This window comes from Bradyrhizobium elkanii USDA 76 (assembly GCF_023278185.1).
Classification (GTDB): domain Bacteria; phylum Pseudomonadota; class Alphaproteobacteria; order Rhizobiales; family Xanthobacteraceae; genus Bradyrhizobium; species Bradyrhizobium elkanii.
On sequence record NZ_CP066356.1, the window covers coordinates 7,835,395 to 7,850,412 of the forward strand.

A 15,018-nucleotide genomic window follows, 5' to 3' on the forward strand; every position below is an offset into this window, starting at 1 on the left:
GCCGAATTTGCGCCATTGCACGTGGTCAATAAGCAATGAAAACCGCATCGGTTTGGTAAACGGAGCGGCCGTTTCGATTCACCACGTCGGCAATGCAGGGCGGTTTTCCCTGACAGCGTTTATTTTGCGTGAACGGCGCGGCGACATGGTTAATCGCCGGTATCGCCGCGCTTGCGCGCTATCCGCGCAAACGGTTCCGGCGTGAACCTGACGTTAAATCCGCTCTGTCTAGAACGGACTTCAGTGAAGGGGCGGGAATGAAATCATGTCAGTGAAGCGCAAGCGTTTTCGTGTCGAGCAGGCGATGGGCGAGGTTGTGATGCCGGAGCCGGAGGTTTCCGGCGGCGCCGATCTCAATCCGATGCATCGCGAGATCATGGCCGAGCTTCGCTCGATCCGCGCGCAGATGGCCGCGGCACCGGCACAGCGCAGCGGCGACAGCGTCGATGCCGCGGTCGCCCGCGAAGTCGCCGAGACCCACGCGCTGCTCGAGACCTACCGCGCGCAGGTCGAACAGTGCGAGAAGCTCAAGGTCGAGCTCGACCTGATCCACGACGCGATCAGCCGCACCAAGCGCGAGATCGCCGTGCTGCACGGCAAGAGCTTCAACGGCGAGGAGATGGCCAAGGTCAATGGCGAGCTCGGCGCCGTGGTCGGCGGCACCGAACAGGCCACGCAGCAGATCCTCGAGGCGGTGGAGGCGATCGACCAGGCTGCGACCGCGCTTGCGAACAACGTCACGCCCGACCAGCAGAAGCGGCTCAGCGAAGATATTCAGGAGCGCGTGGTCTCGATCTTCGAGGCCTGCAACTTCCAGGACCTCACCGGCCAGCGCATCAGCAAGGTGATGCAGACCATGAAGTTCATCGAACAGCACATCAACGAGATGATGAACATCTGGGGCGGCGTGGACGCGATCAAGTCGCACGTCCCGGCGATCGTCGACACCCGCGAGGGCGATGCCCGCCTGCTCAACGGCCCGAAGCTCGACGGCGACGCCGGCCACGCCTCGCAGGACGACATCGACGCGATGTTCAACTGAGGTTTTTGGAATTGAGACGAAAGAACGCCGGCCTTCGGGCCGGCGTTCTTGTTTGAGCGAGCCCACCCAGTAGAGGTCACCAGACACAGCGCCATGCTCGTGCTGTCGTTGCGCCGACCTCACTCACAGACGTACGGCCGCGCGCGGGCGTTGATCTACGTCAATCCGATCCATGCCTTGCCGCTCATACCTTGGGCCGCGCCCGAAGCGGCGCACCATCTTTTGTCTCGCCCGCGATGAGGAGGATCACCATGCATCGGACGAACATTCTTTCGATCAAGTCCGTGACGGCTGCGGGAATTGCGACCAGCCTCATGTTGGGGTTTGCAGCTGTCGCTCTCACGCCAGCGCCGGCCAAGGCCGTGGTTTACTGCACGTATGTCGGTTACCCGCAGGGTTGCGTGGCGAGGGCGGGCGTCGTGCTCAGGCCTCGTCCGGTGGCGCGCGCCGCGGTCCGTCACAATGCGGGCGGCAATTTGAATGGCGGCGTCAATCGGGTTGGCGTGCGGCGGTAAGACAGTTGTTTGCGGGTCACCATTTTTAAACGGGAGACGACCTCGCGGCCGCCGTCCTGTCGAGGGCCGATGCTTCGCATCCGCTATGGCGCGCCGGATGAATGGGCGTCGCCGCACACGCGGATCGCGAGAGGATCACTCGCGAAGAGAGACCCCTCACCCGGATTGCATCTGGCGATGCAATCCGACCTCTCCCACAGGGGGAGAGGTTGCCGACTGTGCGGCGCTATGTCGGCAGATGGCTCGAAGTCCCGCCGTTACGCCCTCGGGGCGCAGCGGACGTAGACCATGTTGCCGTAGCGGACCCCGGCGTCCTTGTCGACGAAGCGGGTGATCATGACGCGGCCGTCGAACGAGACGATCTCGCGGTCCTGCTCGCCGGGCGTCGGTCCTGGCGGGCCGATATAGTTCTTGCCGCTCGGGGAACCCTTCAGCCGCAGTTCCTGCGGGGTGGCCTGGTCGGCCAGATGCATGATGACGCCGCCGTTCTGGCCGGCGCCGATCACGTAAGGCTGCTTGCACTGGCCGCGCGCGGCGGCCTCGGTGCGGGCGCGGTCGGCGGGATTCTGGAACGAGGCGAGACCCCAGCGGCCGACGATCTCGTCGGCGCGAATGCTTGCGGGCATTTCAGGGGCTACGCCCGGCTCGGCCGGCGCCGGCTCAGGGTTCGACGACAACGACGGCAGGCTCATGCTGCCACACGCCCCCAAGAGTGTCGTCAGCGCCGAAACAGCCGCGAACCGTGCGACCAATCGCGCGTTGAATGACCTGATCATATGCATCCCCCGACTATGTCCCGGCCGCACCCGTCCTGCAGCCAAGCGTAAAACTTAAGGCGGAGCAATGACGTCTGACAAAATTACGTCATCGCTACGATTTGGTTTCTGGTCCACCATCCTATATTGGCCTCACCAAGGCCTTAACCCGTTTGCTTGACAGAAACTGCGCCAAGCCATATTTCCCGGCCCACAATTAGCACTCTCGCACCACGATTGCTAAGAGCGCCGGGCGTCCTGCCCAGCGCCGACCGGCCGGCATCCAACGCCGGTCCCGATGAACCGGACCTGAAACCGAGCCTCCAAGAGGGAACGTCATGGCTAAATCCACCTTCCGCCCCCTGCACGACCGCGTCGTGGTCAAGCGTATCGATGCCGAGGAGAAGTCCAAGGGCGGCATCATCATTCCGGACTCGGCCAAGGAGAAGCCGTCCCAGGGCGAGATCGTCGCCGTCGGCCCGGGTGGCCGCGACGAGGCCGGCAAGCTGATCCCGATCGACCTCAAGGTCGGCGACCGCGTGCTGTTCGGCAAATGGTCGGGCACCGAGGTCAAGCTCGACAACCAGGAACTCCTGATCATGAAGGAGTCCGACATCATGGGCGTGCTGGCGTAACGCCTTGGACTCCGAGGGCCGCCGCGCCCTCCGCTGTCATGCCCGGGCAGAAGCGCGTCTTCGCGCTAGATGACCCGGGCATCCATCAATCTTCTGAAGCGGTGGATTGCCGGGTCAAACCCGGCAATGACGAGAAAAACGAGCGACAAGCAATCCACAGACATTCCAGGAGTTCAAATCAATGGCTGCCAAGGACGTAAAATTCGCCGGAGAGGCCCGCGACCGCATGCTGCGCGGTGTCGACGTGCTCGCCAACGCCGTGAAGGTGACGCTCGGCCCGAAGGGCCGCAACGTCGTCATCGAGAAGAGCTTCGGCGCTCCCCGCATCACCAAGGACGGCGTCACCGTCGCCAAGGAGATCGAGCTCGACGACAAGTTCGAGAACATGGGCGCGCAGATGCTGCGCGAGGTCGCTTCCAAGACCAACGACACCGCCGGTGACGGCACCACCACCGCGACCGTGCTGGCGCAGGCCATCGTCCGCGAGGGCGCCAAGTCGGTCGCCGCCGGCATGAACCCGATGGACCTGAAGCGCGGCATCGACACCGCGGTCGCGGCCGTGATCAAGGACATCGAGAAGCGGGCCAAGCCGGTCGCCTCCTCGTCCGAAGTCGCTCAGGTCGGCACCATCTCGGCCAATGGCGATGCCGCGATCGGCAAGATGATCGCGCAGGCGATGCAGAAGGTCGGCAACGAGGGCGTGATCACCGTCGAGGAGAACAAGTCGCTCGAGACCGAGGTCGATATCGTCGAGGGCATGAAGTTCGACCGTGGCTACCTCAGCCCCTACTTCATCACCAACGCCGAGAAGATGACCGCCGAGCTCGAGGATGCCTACATCCTGCTGCACGAGAAGAAGCTGTCCGGCCTGCAGTCCATGCTGCCGGTGCTGGAAGCCGTGGTGCAGTCGGGCCGTCCGCTCTTGATCCTCGCCGAGGACGTCGAGGGCGAGGCGCTGGCGACCCTGGTGGTCAACCGCCTGCGCGGCGGGCTCAAGGTCGCCGCCGTCAAGGCGCCGGGCTTCGGCGATCGCCGCAAGGCGATGCTGGAGGACATCGCGATCCTGACCGGCGGTCAGCTGATCTCCGACGACCTCGGCATGAAGCTCGAGAGCGTCACGATCAACATGCTCGGCCGCGCCGGCAAGATCGTGATCGACAAGGAGAACACCACGATCGTCAAGGGCGCCGGCAAGAAGAAGGACATCGACGCCCGCGTTGGCCAGATCAAGGCGCAGATCGAGGAGACCACCTCGGACTACGACCGTGAGAAGCTGCAGGAGCGTCTCGCCAAGCTCGCCGGCGGCGTTGCGGTGATCAAGGTCGGCGGCGCGACCGAGGTCGAGGTCAAGGAGAAGAAGGACCGTGTCGAGGACGCGCTGAACGCGACCCGCGCCGCGGTGCAGGAAGGTATCGTGCCGGGCGGCGGCGTCGCGCTGCTGCGCGCCAAGAAGGCGGTCGGCCGTCTCACCAACCCCAATGCCGACGTCCAGGCCGGCATCAACATCGTGCTCAAGGCGCTCGAAGCTCCGGTTCGCCAGATCTCGGAGAATGCCGGTGTCGAGGGCTCGATCGTGGTCGGCAAGATCCTCGAGAACAAGTCGGAGACCTTCGGCTTCGACGCCCAGACCGAGGACTATGTCGACATGGTCGACAAGGGCATCATCGACCCCGCCAAGGTGGTGCGCACCGCCTTGCAGGACGCCTCGTCGGTCGCCGGCCTCTTGGTGACCACCGAGGCGATGGTCGCCGAAGTGCCGAAGGATGCGGCGCCGGCGATGCCGGGCGGCGGCGGCATGGGTGGAATGGGCGGCATGGGCGGCTTCTGAGCCCGTCGCTCGATCCGTATCGCAATCGAAGGCCGCCTCCGGGCGGCCTTCTTTTTTGCCGTTTGATTACGATCGGGATGCAAGGATCATTTCATGTCCCGCGACGCCAAATCGCTGACGTCAACGCTCGCGCTGTTCTACGCGATCGGCGCGTTGCTCGCGGTCGGCGCCTATGCCCTGGACAGTATCGACGATCTTGCGATCGTTCTGACGTTCTGGCTCAGGCAAACGCTGACGTTCGTCGTCCTCGCCGCGGGCTATGGGCTCTATTACGTCATTTCCGGTTCTGCCGGCCATCGTCCAAAAGCGCCGCTGCGATTTCTGGACATATCGTTTCTGGCCGCTGCTGCCACACTCGGGGTTGGCATGCTGGTGCACAGCTGACCGATCCTTGACGCGACGGCCTGACAGTCCGTTACGCGACGCACACGCCCGGGATAGCCACCTTCTGGAACAGGTGCGGCGAGGCCACTGCCGAGGCCGGATAGGCCGAAAGCTTGGCCCTGAACTCAGGGTTCATGAAGGCGGCGCGGAAGGCGGCGGTGGATTCCCAGACCGCGTAGTTCAGATAGGCCGGGCTCTCGCCGATCGCGCGGTGCAGCTGGGTCGAGATGAAACCCGGCTGCCGCTTCATGATGGCGGCGTCGTCCTGCCAGGCCTTGAGAAACGCGTCCTCGTCGGCCGCATCGAGCGTGAAGAGGTTGACGAGCACGACGTTCGTGGCATCGACCGCGAGCTGGCGGTCGATCGGGAAAGCGGGGTCCAGGGGGCGCATCTGCGGCATGGTTGGCTCCGTTCGATATGGTGTTATGATGTCATTCCGTTATGATGGATACGTACAAAAATTGACAACATAATGTCAATACGTTCATATGGTGACAAATGCCGAATGCAAAACGAACGCCGGCGGGCGAAGCGCTGAGCACCCTGATTCCCGACCTGTTCAGGCTCAACAGCCTGCTGTTCACATCAGGCGACCGGCTGGTGGCCGGGCTCGGGCTGACCAGCGCACGCTGGCAGATCCTCGGTGCCATCGTCGCCGCCGAGCGCCCGCAACCGGTCGCGTGGCTGGCGCGCGACCTCGGCGCCGCCAGACAGAACGTGCAGCGGATCGTCAACGACCTCGAACGGGACGGGCTGGTGGCCTTCGAGACCAACCCGCATCACCGCCGCGCCCAACTCGTCGTGCTGACCGCCAAGGGGCGGCAAAGCTTCGACGCGGCGATGCGCCTGCAGCTGCCCTGGGTGAACGGCCTCGCCGACGGGCTCTCGATGAAGGACCTCGAAACCGTGAGCCGGGTCGTGACGGTGCTGCGCGGCCGGCTGGAGAGCGGCGAGGAACCTGACGAACGCACATGACCGCGATCGCGGCGCGAGGCCGCCGTTAGGCGGCCTTCTTTTTTGGCCAATGACATGGAGGTTTGCTAGTTACGACGGAACCGATTCTGCCCTTCGAGGACTTATCGTATGCGCGCGCTCCCACTCCTGCTGCTCGGTCTTGCCGTCACATCGGCGCCTGCTCTCGCCCAGATGAAGCTGCAATCGAAAGCGGCGCCAGCCAGTGGCCCCGAGACGCGCTATTTCACCTCGATCGACGGCCTGATGGACGGCAATGCCGACGTCGTCCTGAAGGAAACCCGCCAGGGCAAGACCGTGACCGCGGCCGTGCTCGACGTCTGCTATCCCGCCGACAAGAGCTCCGACCGCAAGGACCGCTTCGTCGCCAACCTGACCGTCAGCGGCCAGACGCTTTCCGGCACCGCCCAGAGCGTCGCCGACAAGCAGCCGGTCACCGTCAAGCTGAACCGCAAGCAGACCGGCGACGGTTTTGAGTTTCGCGGCCAGATCACGATCGGCCAGACCGTGACCGAGGTCGCCTCGACGGACAATTCCGATCTCAGCGAGAAGGAATTCCAGGACAACCAGGCCACCGAGGACGGCATCACGCCGCAGCCGAAGGATTTCACCGACGTTTCGCCGGAATCGATCGGTGTGCGGGTGAAGCTCGATGCGGCGGCGGATTTCCTCAAGAGCCTGAAGGGCGAGGCCGTCGAGGTCGGCACCTCCAGCCTCGCGGTGACCTGCGATGCGATGCGCTCCGGCGAGCAGACCATCAACCTCACCGTCGATCCCGAGCACGCCGGCGCGCTGCTCGCCAAGGCAAAATCGGCGCCCGGCGTGACCGCTGCCGGCTGGACCAGCGGCGTCGTCGAGATGGACCGCACCATCCGCTTTGCCGCCGCCGACTGGCGCGACGGCGACAAGCTCAACCGTGACAAGCTGGCAACCGCGATCGCGGGCGTGCTGGCGAAGACGCTCGCCGCAAAGCCGGCCTCGGCGACGTGGAACGCGAACACCGGCAAGCTCAAGCTGGTGCTGAAGCGGCCCAGCACGGTTTACCCGGTACTCGGCCTCACCCAGAATTACGAGGTCACTGCCCTGGTCTCGCCCGACAAGCCTGGAAGCTCTGACCGGCTGATGCTGTGGGTCTCGAGCCCCACCGTCTCGACATCGGACGACAGCGCCGGCCCCAGGCTCAATCTGTCCGATGATTCCAGCAGCGACGAGGAAGGCAGCGAGACCAGGGACGACAACGGCGCGATCGATGCGCTGATCAAGGAGCTCAAGGGCCAGCGCTGGGACGCCGACAAGTCGGTGTGGCGGTAAGGCCGCCGCTCTCCTGATTCAGGCCGCCCGCGTCTTCAGCGGCACGACGTTGTCGTGCACCGTCTTCGGGGTGGCGTCCGGACCGGACTGAAGCATCCCGTCGCTTCTGACGAACAATTCAGACCGAGGCTCGACCGCAGCGCGATCGAGCAGCGCCCGCAGTTCGGGACGAAGTCCGTCGCCGCGCAGCGCGGCGATCGCATCGAAGTTGCGCATGATGTTCTCCCGTGTGATCGCGAAGACGGTCTCGCGTTCGCGTTCCGCGAACCACCCGCTTCCCGATTCCGCGACGACAATCGAGAAGCGGTGCTAAGCGCCATATCGACACAGCGGAATCTCGCTCGCACGCCGACCGAGCGCCCGATCCGAAATCGGGTGGCACGACACACGCCTCCAAATGTTCACTGCGCGCATCGACAGAACGCCGGAAGCGATACCGGCAACGCGCAAATGGAGACGAAGAGATGTCAGAGGAAAACAAGAACGTCGTCGGCCGCTGGTTCAAGGAGTTCTGGGGCAACCCCTGGAATCCGCGCATCATCAACGAGCTCGCCACGGCAGACATTGTCGTGCACTACCCGATGCACGAGCCGAAGCGCGGCCGCGCCGCGGTCATGAAGTTCATGACCGAATTTCGCGAAGCGTTTCCGGACCTCAATTTCTGGGGCGTCGGCGATCTCATCGCGGAGGGCGACCTCGTCGTCGGCCGCTGGGAAGGCGGCGGCACGCACACCGGACCTGCCTTCAGCGACTTCCGGCTCGGCTCGCTGCCAGCGGCCTCCGGCCGCAAGATGACGTTCGCCGGCACCACCGTGCTCCGCGTGCAGGACGGACGGATCGCCGAGGAGCTCGGACAGGAAGATGCGATCACCGCCATGCTTCAGCTCGGCCTCATTCGCCTGCCCGAACGCGAACACGAACGCGGCGCGGGACGGCCGGGCGGCGAGTTGCCTGCCAGCTGGAACAACATGCCGGGATATCCGGAAGGGCCGCGCTGAGCACGGCCGGAGTGCGTGGCTCCATCGACGATCGCATCATCACGACCTGAACGCGCTTGATGCGCGCGTTCAGGTAACGCAATCGATCGGTGCGGTGAACTTGAAAGTCTCCAAGCCGTAAGCTTGCTGGAGGCATTCCAATGTTACTGCGCCGGCATCGGATCTCCTGACGCAATGCCGGCACTCTCGACGGCAGTACGCGTCAAGAAGGGAAGATCAGGCACGTCGTCGTGCCGTGGGCCAGCAGCCGGCCCTGCTCGTCGGTGACCCTGCCTTCGGCGGTACCGATGCGGCGGCCGCAATTGAGCACATTGCCTTCCGCTCTGATCAGGCCGGTGTCGGGCGTGATCGGACGCACCAGCGAGATCTTGAACTCGAGCGTGGTCTGGCTGGTGCCGGCATCCAGCGTCGACTGCACCGCAAGCCCCATGCAGCTGTCGAGCAGCGTCGCGGTGAGGCCGCCATGCACGGTGCCCGCCGGATTGAGATGCGCGTCGGTCGGCACCAGCGTGACGACGACGCGACCGCGCTCGGCTTCAGTGACGTCATAACCGAGTGTCCGCGCGATGGTATTGAGCGGCAATGCGCCGCTGGCGAGGCCCTGCACGAATGCGAGGCCGCTCATTTCAAGTTTCTGTTCCGCACTGACGGTGCCGTAGCTCTTGGCCATTGCCGATCTCCATCGGGGTTCGTTGCATCGTGACGGCTGGCCGCTTGCGCCGCAACGACGCGGCAGAGCGGCCATAGAGTTTTGCGAATGCGGCATTCATGCGCCGCGCGCTGGAGAAGCCGGCGCGCTGCGCCACCAACGCAAGCGGCAGCTCGCTGCCGTCGATCAGGCGCTTGGCACGCTGCACGCGCAGCGACAGCGCGACCTGGAGCGGCGAGGCATCGAGATGCTCGGCGAACAGACGCGACAGATGCCGCGCGCCGACGCCGAGCCGCACCGCCAACGTTTCGACATTGCCGCGGTCGAGCGCGCCTTCCTCGATCAGCGCCAGGGCGCGCTCGACGGTGGTCCTGGTGCCCTTCCACGCCGGACAGAACGGCGCCGCCTCAGGACGGCAGCGCAGGCAGGGCCGGAAGCCGGCACGCTCGGCCGACGCGGCACTGCCATAGAACCGCACATTGCGGGCGAGCGGCGTGCGCGCCCGGCAGACCGGGCGGCAATACACGCCGGTGGTCTTGACCGCGACGAACACGACGCCGTCCCACGCCGGGTCGCGGCGCTGAAAGGCTGCATATTGTGCGGCGAAATCGAGCATGCGACCGCTATAGCCCCGCCCGCGCGCCGCGACGACCCGCTTTGCGGAGACGACGTCCGGAAACGACCGCTGCATGCGGAAGAAACCCGGGCATCTACGGGGGCTGCGACCAAAAGACTTCGTGCTGCCGCAGTTCGGTCACCGAAAATTAAGGCTCGATTTAGTTTCGAGGATCATGCTTCGCGCCATCGAACACAGGTCACGCCATGCAAGACCGCGAGCCGATCAGCGCTGCGAGCATCTGGCCGACAGATGTGACGGAGGGTCATTCGCCGGCACAGACGGCGGACCTCTGGGATGTCACCGGCGAGAACCACGACGCCGCCCTGCTGCTGCGGGAGCCGTTTGCCGACCGCATCGGCACCGCGCTACTGGCGGCGACGGCACTGGCCGCAAGCTTCGTGCTGGGATGGACCGGCGGAGCCAACTGGCACGACCTTGCGGCTCCCGCCCCGGTGCCTGTGGCCCAGAAGGAAGCGCCGGCCCCGCACATTGCGGAGGTGGCGCCGAGCCGAAAGAACGAGGGCCCGCGCCGGGCCGCGTCCAACGCCGACCCCGTCGTCACCGGCAGCATTCCGAGGACCGCGCCGGCAAGCCCGCGTCCGCTCGCCTTGGGCGCCGCGCCGACGACCTTGAATGCACAGGCCGCCGCATTGGGACCGAAGCAGCCGCAGGCGGCGGCGCCGGAGACGCGGCCGAGCACGATCCCCGGATGGTCGGTGGTCGAAGTCCGCGACGGCACCGCCGTGCTCGAGGGGCCCGAGGGCGTCAAGATGGCCGCGCGCGGCGACGTCGTCCCCGGCCTTGGAAGGGTCGATTCCATCGTGCGCTGGGGCAATCGCTGGATCGTCGCCACCGCAAGCGGACTGATCGCAACGCCCTGAGCGTCTTGTCTTGACGCGCTTGCTTGACGCGAACCGGCGTCCACTTCGCTCGAAAACGCTTTGGTCAGTTGCTGTTGATCACGAAACGCAGCGACTTGCTGCCGGTGAAGGTCACCTCGTCACCGTGCCGCCGCCAGCCCGTCATGTCGCCGAGCGCGGCCAGCAGATCCTTGTCCGCTTGCGCCCGCTCCGGCGTGCAGGTGCGATTCTCCATCGCGCCGGGAACGAAGACGATGGTGTTGCCGGCCACCGAAAACTGGCCCTTGCCGCCGTCGCACCACAGCTCGAGGATCACCTCGCCATTGTCGCCGACCTCGATCGAGGGAATCCGCTTGGAGCCCGGCATGCGCGCGGCATCGAGCGTCATCACGAAGCCGAACGGGAACTCCTCCTGGGCCCGCGCCGGACCCGCGTCGAGAGCCGCGGCAACCAGCGCCAACGCAGCGATGCCGCCGTTCAAACCTCGCCTCATCGAAATCATGCCAATCCTCGAAATGCGACGCGTAACTGCGGGCCCCTTCTATGGGAGCAGAACGCGATTGGCCAGATTGGCAACGCCGGAAAATGTGCTTGAAAAGCAAATCCCCGCGAGCTGTCCGCTCGCGGGGATTCCTGGTTCGCCAGACGCGTCGTGGCGCTATTTCAGCACCAGCATCGTGAACGGATAGACATAGGCCTGCAGGGTCACGAACAGACCGACCAGACACGCCAGCACGATCGAGTGCAGGAACACATAGCGCAGGATCGAGCCCTCGTGGCCGTACCAGTTGGTCGCGGTCGAGGCGACCACGATCGATTGCGCGTCGATCATCTTGCCCATCACGCCGCCCGAGGAGTTCGCCGCCGCCATCAGGATCGGCGACAGGCCGAGCTGCTCGGAGGTGATCTTCTGCAGGTTGCCGAACAGCACGTTCGATGCGGTATCCGATCCGGTCAGCGCCACGCCCAGCCAGCCGAGCAAGGTGCCGAAGAAGGGATAGAGCACGCCGGTCGCCGCGAAGGCGAGGCCGAGCGTGGCGTCGACGCCGGACAGCCGGGTCAGCGTGCCGATCGCCAGCATCGCCGAGATCGTGATCAACGAGATCGCACAGATGCGGATGGTGCGGCCATACTCGGCGATCAGCTTGAGCGGCGAGAAGCCCATCAACAGACCCGAGATGATCGCGGCGATCAGCATGCCGGTGCCGGTGAACGACAGATAGGTGAAGCCGAACACGGCGCCTTCCGGCGTCGGCTTGGCGGCCACCGGCGGCACCTTGAAGATCAGCTTGTCGAGCTCGGGGACCGGATAGTTCCAGACGAAGTTGGCGTTCGCCCAAGCCTTGAAGGCACCGTTGCCCCAGATCAGCATCAGGATGCAGACGATGATCCACGGCAGCAGCGCACTCCACATTTCGCCCTGGGTCAGCGGCGTCTTGTCGAGCGGCGGTGCGGCGGCCATCGTCGCCGCCGATTCATCGCGGCCGCGCAGCGCCGGCGACAGCCACAGCTGCCGCGGCTGCCAGACCTTCAGGAACAGGATCAGCGCGCCCATCGAGATCAGCGAGGCGCCGATGTCGACAATCCAGGGGTTGATGTAGTTCGAGATCACGAATTGCGGGACTGCAAACGACACGCCGGTGACCAGGATCGCCGGCCACACCTCCTTCATGCCGCGCCAGCCGGCAAACGCCCACACCACCCAGAACGGCACGATCAGCGAGAACAGCGGCAGCTGCCGGCCGACCATCGCGCCGAGGATGTAGGGGTCGAGCCCGGTAACCGAGGCGAGGCCCTGGATCGGCGTGCCGAGCGCGCCGTAGGCAACGGGTGCCGTGTTGGCGATCAGCGACAGGCCGGACGCGGCGAGCGGCGAGAAGCCGAGCCCGATCAGCACCGCGCCGGTGATCGCGACCGGCGTGCCGAATCCGGACGCGCCCTCGAAGAAGGCGCCGAACGAGTACGCGATCAACAGCAGCTGCAACCGCCGGTCCTCGGTGACGCCGCCGACCGCGCGCTTGAGCAGCTCGAACTTCCCGCACCTCACCGTGACCTGGTAGAGGAAGATGACGTTGAGCACGATCCAGCCGATCGGGAAGAACCCGGTGATCACGCCGAGCAGCGTGGCGCGGATCGACATGTTGGCCGGCATGGTGAAGACGAAGATCGTGATCAGGTTGGTCACGATCACGGCGATGATGGCGGCAATGTGCGCCTTCACCTTGCCGCTGGCGATCAGGACCAGCAGCGTGACCACGGGAATGGCGGCCGCGACCGTCGACAGCGCCGCATTGCCCAGCGGGTTGTAGATTTGATTCCAGGTGTTCATCTCGGGATCCTTCCCACATTTTTGTGCAGCGCGCCGGCCTGCATGCGGGGCAGGCGCGACTGGTGCGATTGCGGGAGTCCGTCGGAAAAGCTGCAGCCCCGGCTCGCGAATGAACGATCGGTAAGGATCGCTCACATCCTCGCGAAAAATCGAAGGTCCCCCGCCCCTCGCCGTTGTCGTCATGCTAGGGTTGACTCGATCGCCGGGACAAGCCAACGCTTGCATGCCAGACCTACGACTTTAGTCGAGGTGCACTGCGATTGTCCCGATTCTTCAGGCCGTTGCGGCCGCTTCCCCGGAGACGATAATCTGTGAACAACATTCGCTCGACGCTCGCGACGGTGTGGCGGATCGCCTCGCCTTATTTCAACTCCGAGGACAAATGGGCGGGCCGCGGGCTGCTTGCGGCGGTCATCGCGATCGAACTGGCGATCGTCGGCATCAACGTCCTGCTCACGCAGTGGAACAACCGCTTCTACAACGCGCTGCAGGAACGCAATTGGGACTCCTTCGTCAGCGAGATCATCTATTTCTCCGTCCTGGTCGCCTTCTTCATCCTGCTGGCGGTCTACCAGCTCTACCTCAATCAATGGCTGCAGATCCGCTGGCGGCAATGGATGACGACGCACTATCTGGGGGACTGGCTCCGCCAGGCCAATCACTACCGGATGCAGCTCCAGGGCGACGCTGCCGACAACCCCGACCAGCGCATGACCGACGACGTCAAACTGTTCGTCGATCGCACGCTCACGCTCGGCCTCGGCCTGTTGAGCTCGGTCGTCACGCTGGCGTCCTTTCTCACACTCCTGTGGGGCCTTTCCAATGAGGCGCCGCTGCATCTGTTCGGTACGGAATATTCAATTCCCGGCTACCTTGTCTGGTGCGCGCTGATCTACTCGGCGCTCGGCACCGTGCTGACCCATCTGATCGGCTGGCCGCTGGTCGGCATCGATTTCAAGCAGCAGCAATATGAAGCCGATTTCCGCTTCAACCTGGTGCGCGTGCGGGAGAACTCCGAGCAGATCGCGCTGCTGCAGGGCGAACAGGCCGAGCGCGAGCGCCTGCGCGTTCGCTTCGGACGCGTGGTGGAGAACTGGATCGCCCTGATGAACCGGACCAAGAAGATCACCGCGTTCACGGCGAGCTATAATCAGGCCTCGGTGATCTTCCCCTATGTGCTGGTGGCGCCGGCCTACTTTGCGCAAAAGATCCAGCTCGGCGGCATGATGCAGACCGCATCGGCGTTTTCGAACGTCCAGGGCGCGTTCTCGTACTTCGTCACCATCTATCGTCAACTGGCCGAATGGCAGGCCGTGGTGAACCGGCTCGACGGATTCGAGGCAGGGATCGCGGCGGCGTCAAACCTCACCAAGCGCGACGACCGAATTCAGGTCACCGCGACGCCGGGCGGCGGCGCCGTCAGCCTGCAGGATCTGGTGCTGCGGCTGCCCGACGGAACGCCGCTGCTGAACGCGGACCGGTTCGGCTTCCGCAAGGGCGAGGGCACGCTGATGACCGGCCCCTCCGGCGCCGGCAAGTCGACGCTGTTCCGCGCAATCGCCGGCATCTGGCCGTTCGGCGATGGCGCGGTCGAGATCCCGGCCAATGCCAGCCTGATGATGCTGCCACAACGCCCCTATCTGCCGATCGGCTCGCTGCATGACGCCGTCGTCTATCCCGGCGAGGCCGCGCAATTCGATGCCGGACGGGTCCGCGACGTCCTCACCGCCGTCGGACTGCCGCAGCTTGCGGCGCGGCTCGAGGAACACGCGCACTGGAACCGGATGCTGTCGCTCGGCGAGCAGCAGCGGCTCGGCATCGCGCGGGCGCTGCTGCATGCGCCGCAATTCCTGTTCCTGGACGAGGCGACGGCCTCGCTCGATGAGCCGGCGGAAGCCGCGCTGTACAGGCTGATCGCCGAAAGGCTGCCCGGCACCACGGTGGTTTCGATCGGCCACCGCTCGACGCTCGACGCCTTCCATCAGCGCAATGTCACGCTGGTCCGCGACGGCGACCGCTTCACCCTGCGCGACGCGGTCAAGGTCGCCGCGTCGTAGGCGCGCGAATTTGGATTGAAGCGGTCCGGCCGTGGGCTCGGTTCACCTCTCCCCCCGTCGGGGA

Annotated in this window: 17 protein-coding genes; 10 read left to right on the forward strand and 7 right to left on the reverse strand. The window is 65.1% G+C overall.

What is annotated here, in order from left to right; genetic code table 11:
• The first annotated feature begins 265 nt into the window (after window positions 1–265).
• On the forward strand, window positions 266–1,042 hold the full coding sequence (locus tag JEY66_RS37085; RefSeq protein ID WP_016844946.1) for a protein phosphatase CheZ: 777 nt from the start codon (window positions 266–268) through the stop codon (window positions 1,040–1,042).
• A 251-nt stretch (window positions 1,043–1,293) separates the two neighbouring features.
• Window positions 1,294–1,557, forward strand: coding sequence for a hypothetical protein (locus JEY66_RS37090; RefSeq protein WP_026192248.1), 264 nt, complete (start codon window positions 1,294–1,296; stop codon window positions 1,555–1,557).
• A gap of 257 nt (window positions 1,558–1,814) precedes the next feature.
• Here the strand turns inward: JEY66_RS37090 and JEY66_RS37095 are convergent, their stop codons facing one another.
• Entirely contained in the window at window positions 1,815–2,333 is a 519-nt protein-coding gene (locus JEY66_RS37095; RefSeq protein WP_026192247.1) for a hypothetical protein, read from the reverse strand.
• A 317-nt stretch (window positions 2,334–2,650) separates the two neighbouring features.
• Between JEY66_RS37095 and JEY66_RS37100 the strand changes: the two genes are divergently transcribed.
• From JEY66_RS37100 to JEY66_RS37110, 3 genes are all read left to right on the forward strand, one after another.
• A complete protein-coding gene (locus JEY66_RS37100) occupies window positions 2,651–2,947 on the forward strand; it encodes a co-chaperone GroES (protein WP_018269780.1) in 297 nt (98 codons plus the stop codon).
• Between the two features lie 181 nt (window positions 2,948–3,128).
• Window positions 3,129–4,775, forward strand: a complete 1,647-nt coding sequence (groL, locus tag JEY66_RS37105) for a chaperonin GroEL (protein WP_018269779.1) — start codon at window positions 3,129–3,131, stop codon at window positions 4,773–4,775.
• Window positions 4,776–4,868: 93 nt separating this feature from the next.
• Window positions 4,869–5,159 carry a hypothetical protein gene (locus JEY66_RS37110; RefSeq protein WP_016844940.1) on the forward strand — a complete coding sequence of 97 codons (291 nt, stop codon included), beginning with the start codon at window positions 4,869–4,871 and terminating at the stop codon, window positions 5,157–5,159.
• 31 nt (window positions 5,160–5,190) lie between these two features.
• On the opposite strand, the gene JEY66_RS37115 is transcribed toward JEY66_RS37110, so the two are convergent.
• The gene (locus tag JEY66_RS37115) at window positions 5,191–5,559 is read right to left on the reverse strand and encodes an antibiotic biosynthesis monooxygenase family protein (RefSeq protein ID WP_016844939.1); all 369 of its coding nucleotides are present in this window, start codon (window positions 5,557–5,559) and stop codon (window positions 5,191–5,193) included.
• A gap of 98 nt (window positions 5,560–5,657) precedes the next feature.
• Between JEY66_RS37115 and JEY66_RS37120 the strand changes: the two genes are divergently transcribed.
• Together JEY66_RS37120 and JEY66_RS37125 are read left to right on the forward strand one after the other, a co-directional pair.
• Window positions 5,658–6,134, forward strand: coding sequence for a MarR family winged helix-turn-helix transcriptional regulator (locus tag JEY66_RS37120; RefSeq protein WP_016844938.1), 477 nt, complete (start codon window positions 5,658–5,660; stop codon window positions 6,132–6,134).
• Window positions 6,135–6,242: 108 nt separating this feature from the next.
• Complete coding sequence (locus JEY66_RS37125) at window positions 6,243–7,442, forward strand: hypothetical protein (protein ID WP_018269778.1); 1,200 nt, start codon at window positions 6,243–6,245, stop codon at window positions 7,440–7,442.
• A gap of 18 nt (window positions 7,443–7,460) precedes the next feature.
• Here JEY66_RS37125 and JEY66_RS37130 read toward each other — a convergent pair whose 3' ends face one another.
• The gene (locus JEY66_RS37130) at window positions 7,461–7,658 is read right to left on the reverse strand and encodes a hypothetical protein (RefSeq protein WP_018269777.1); all 198 of its coding nucleotides are present in this window, start codon (window positions 7,656–7,658) and stop codon (window positions 7,461–7,463) included.
• Window positions 7,659–7,906: 248 nt separating this feature from the next.
• Here JEY66_RS37130 and JEY66_RS37135 point away from each other — a divergent pair, with 248 nt between their 5' ends.
• Complete coding sequence (locus JEY66_RS37135; protein WP_018269775.1) at window positions 7,907–8,440, forward strand: ester cyclase; 534 nt, start codon at window positions 7,907–7,909, stop codon at window positions 8,438–8,440.
• A 202-nt stretch (window positions 8,441–8,642) separates the two neighbouring features.
• Here JEY66_RS37135 and JEY66_RS37140 read toward each other — a convergent pair whose 3' ends face one another.
• The gene (locus tag JEY66_RS37140) at window positions 8,643–9,110 is read right to left on the reverse strand and encodes a PaaI family thioesterase (RefSeq protein ID WP_018269774.1); all 468 of its coding nucleotides are present in this window, start codon (window positions 9,108–9,110) and stop codon (window positions 8,643–8,645) included.
• The gene (locus JEY66_RS37145) at window positions 9,067–9,705 is read right to left on the reverse strand and encodes a bifunctional transcriptional activator/DNA repair enzyme AdaA (RefSeq protein ID WP_080650421.1); all 639 of its coding nucleotides are present in this window, start codon (window positions 9,703–9,705) and stop codon (window positions 9,067–9,069) included. The genes JEY66_RS37140 and JEY66_RS37145 overlap by 44 nt, the downstream gene beginning before the upstream one ends.
• A 206-nt stretch (window positions 9,706–9,911) precedes the next feature.
• Between JEY66_RS37145 and JEY66_RS37150 the strand changes: the two genes are divergently transcribed.
• Window positions 9,912–10,589, forward strand: coding sequence for a hypothetical protein (locus tag JEY66_RS37150; protein ID WP_018269772.1), 678 nt, complete (start codon window positions 9,912–9,914; stop codon window positions 10,587–10,589).
• Window positions 10,590–10,653: 64 nt separating this feature from the next.
• On the opposite strand, the gene JEY66_RS37155 is transcribed toward JEY66_RS37150, so the two are convergent.
• Both JEY66_RS37155 and JEY66_RS37160 read right to left on the reverse strand, forming a co-directional pair.
• A complete protein-coding gene (locus JEY66_RS37155; protein WP_026192246.1) occupies window positions 10,654–11,070 on the reverse strand; it encodes an META domain-containing protein in 417 nt (138 codons plus the stop codon).
• Between the two features lie 156 nt (window positions 11,071–11,226).
• Entirely contained in the window at window positions 11,227–12,897 is a 1,671-nt protein-coding gene (locus tag JEY66_RS37160) for an L-lactate permease (protein WP_018269770.1), read from the reverse strand.
• A gap of 311 nt (window positions 12,898–13,208) precedes the next feature.
• Between JEY66_RS37160 and JEY66_RS37165 the strand changes: the two genes are divergently transcribed.
• Window positions 13,209–14,954: an ABC transporter ATP-binding protein/permease gene (locus JEY66_RS37165; RefSeq protein ID WP_016844929.1), complete on the forward strand. Its 1,746-nt coding sequence runs from the start codon at window positions 13,209–13,211 to the stop codon at window positions 14,952–14,954.
• Window positions 14,955–15,018 lie beyond the last annotated feature (64 nt).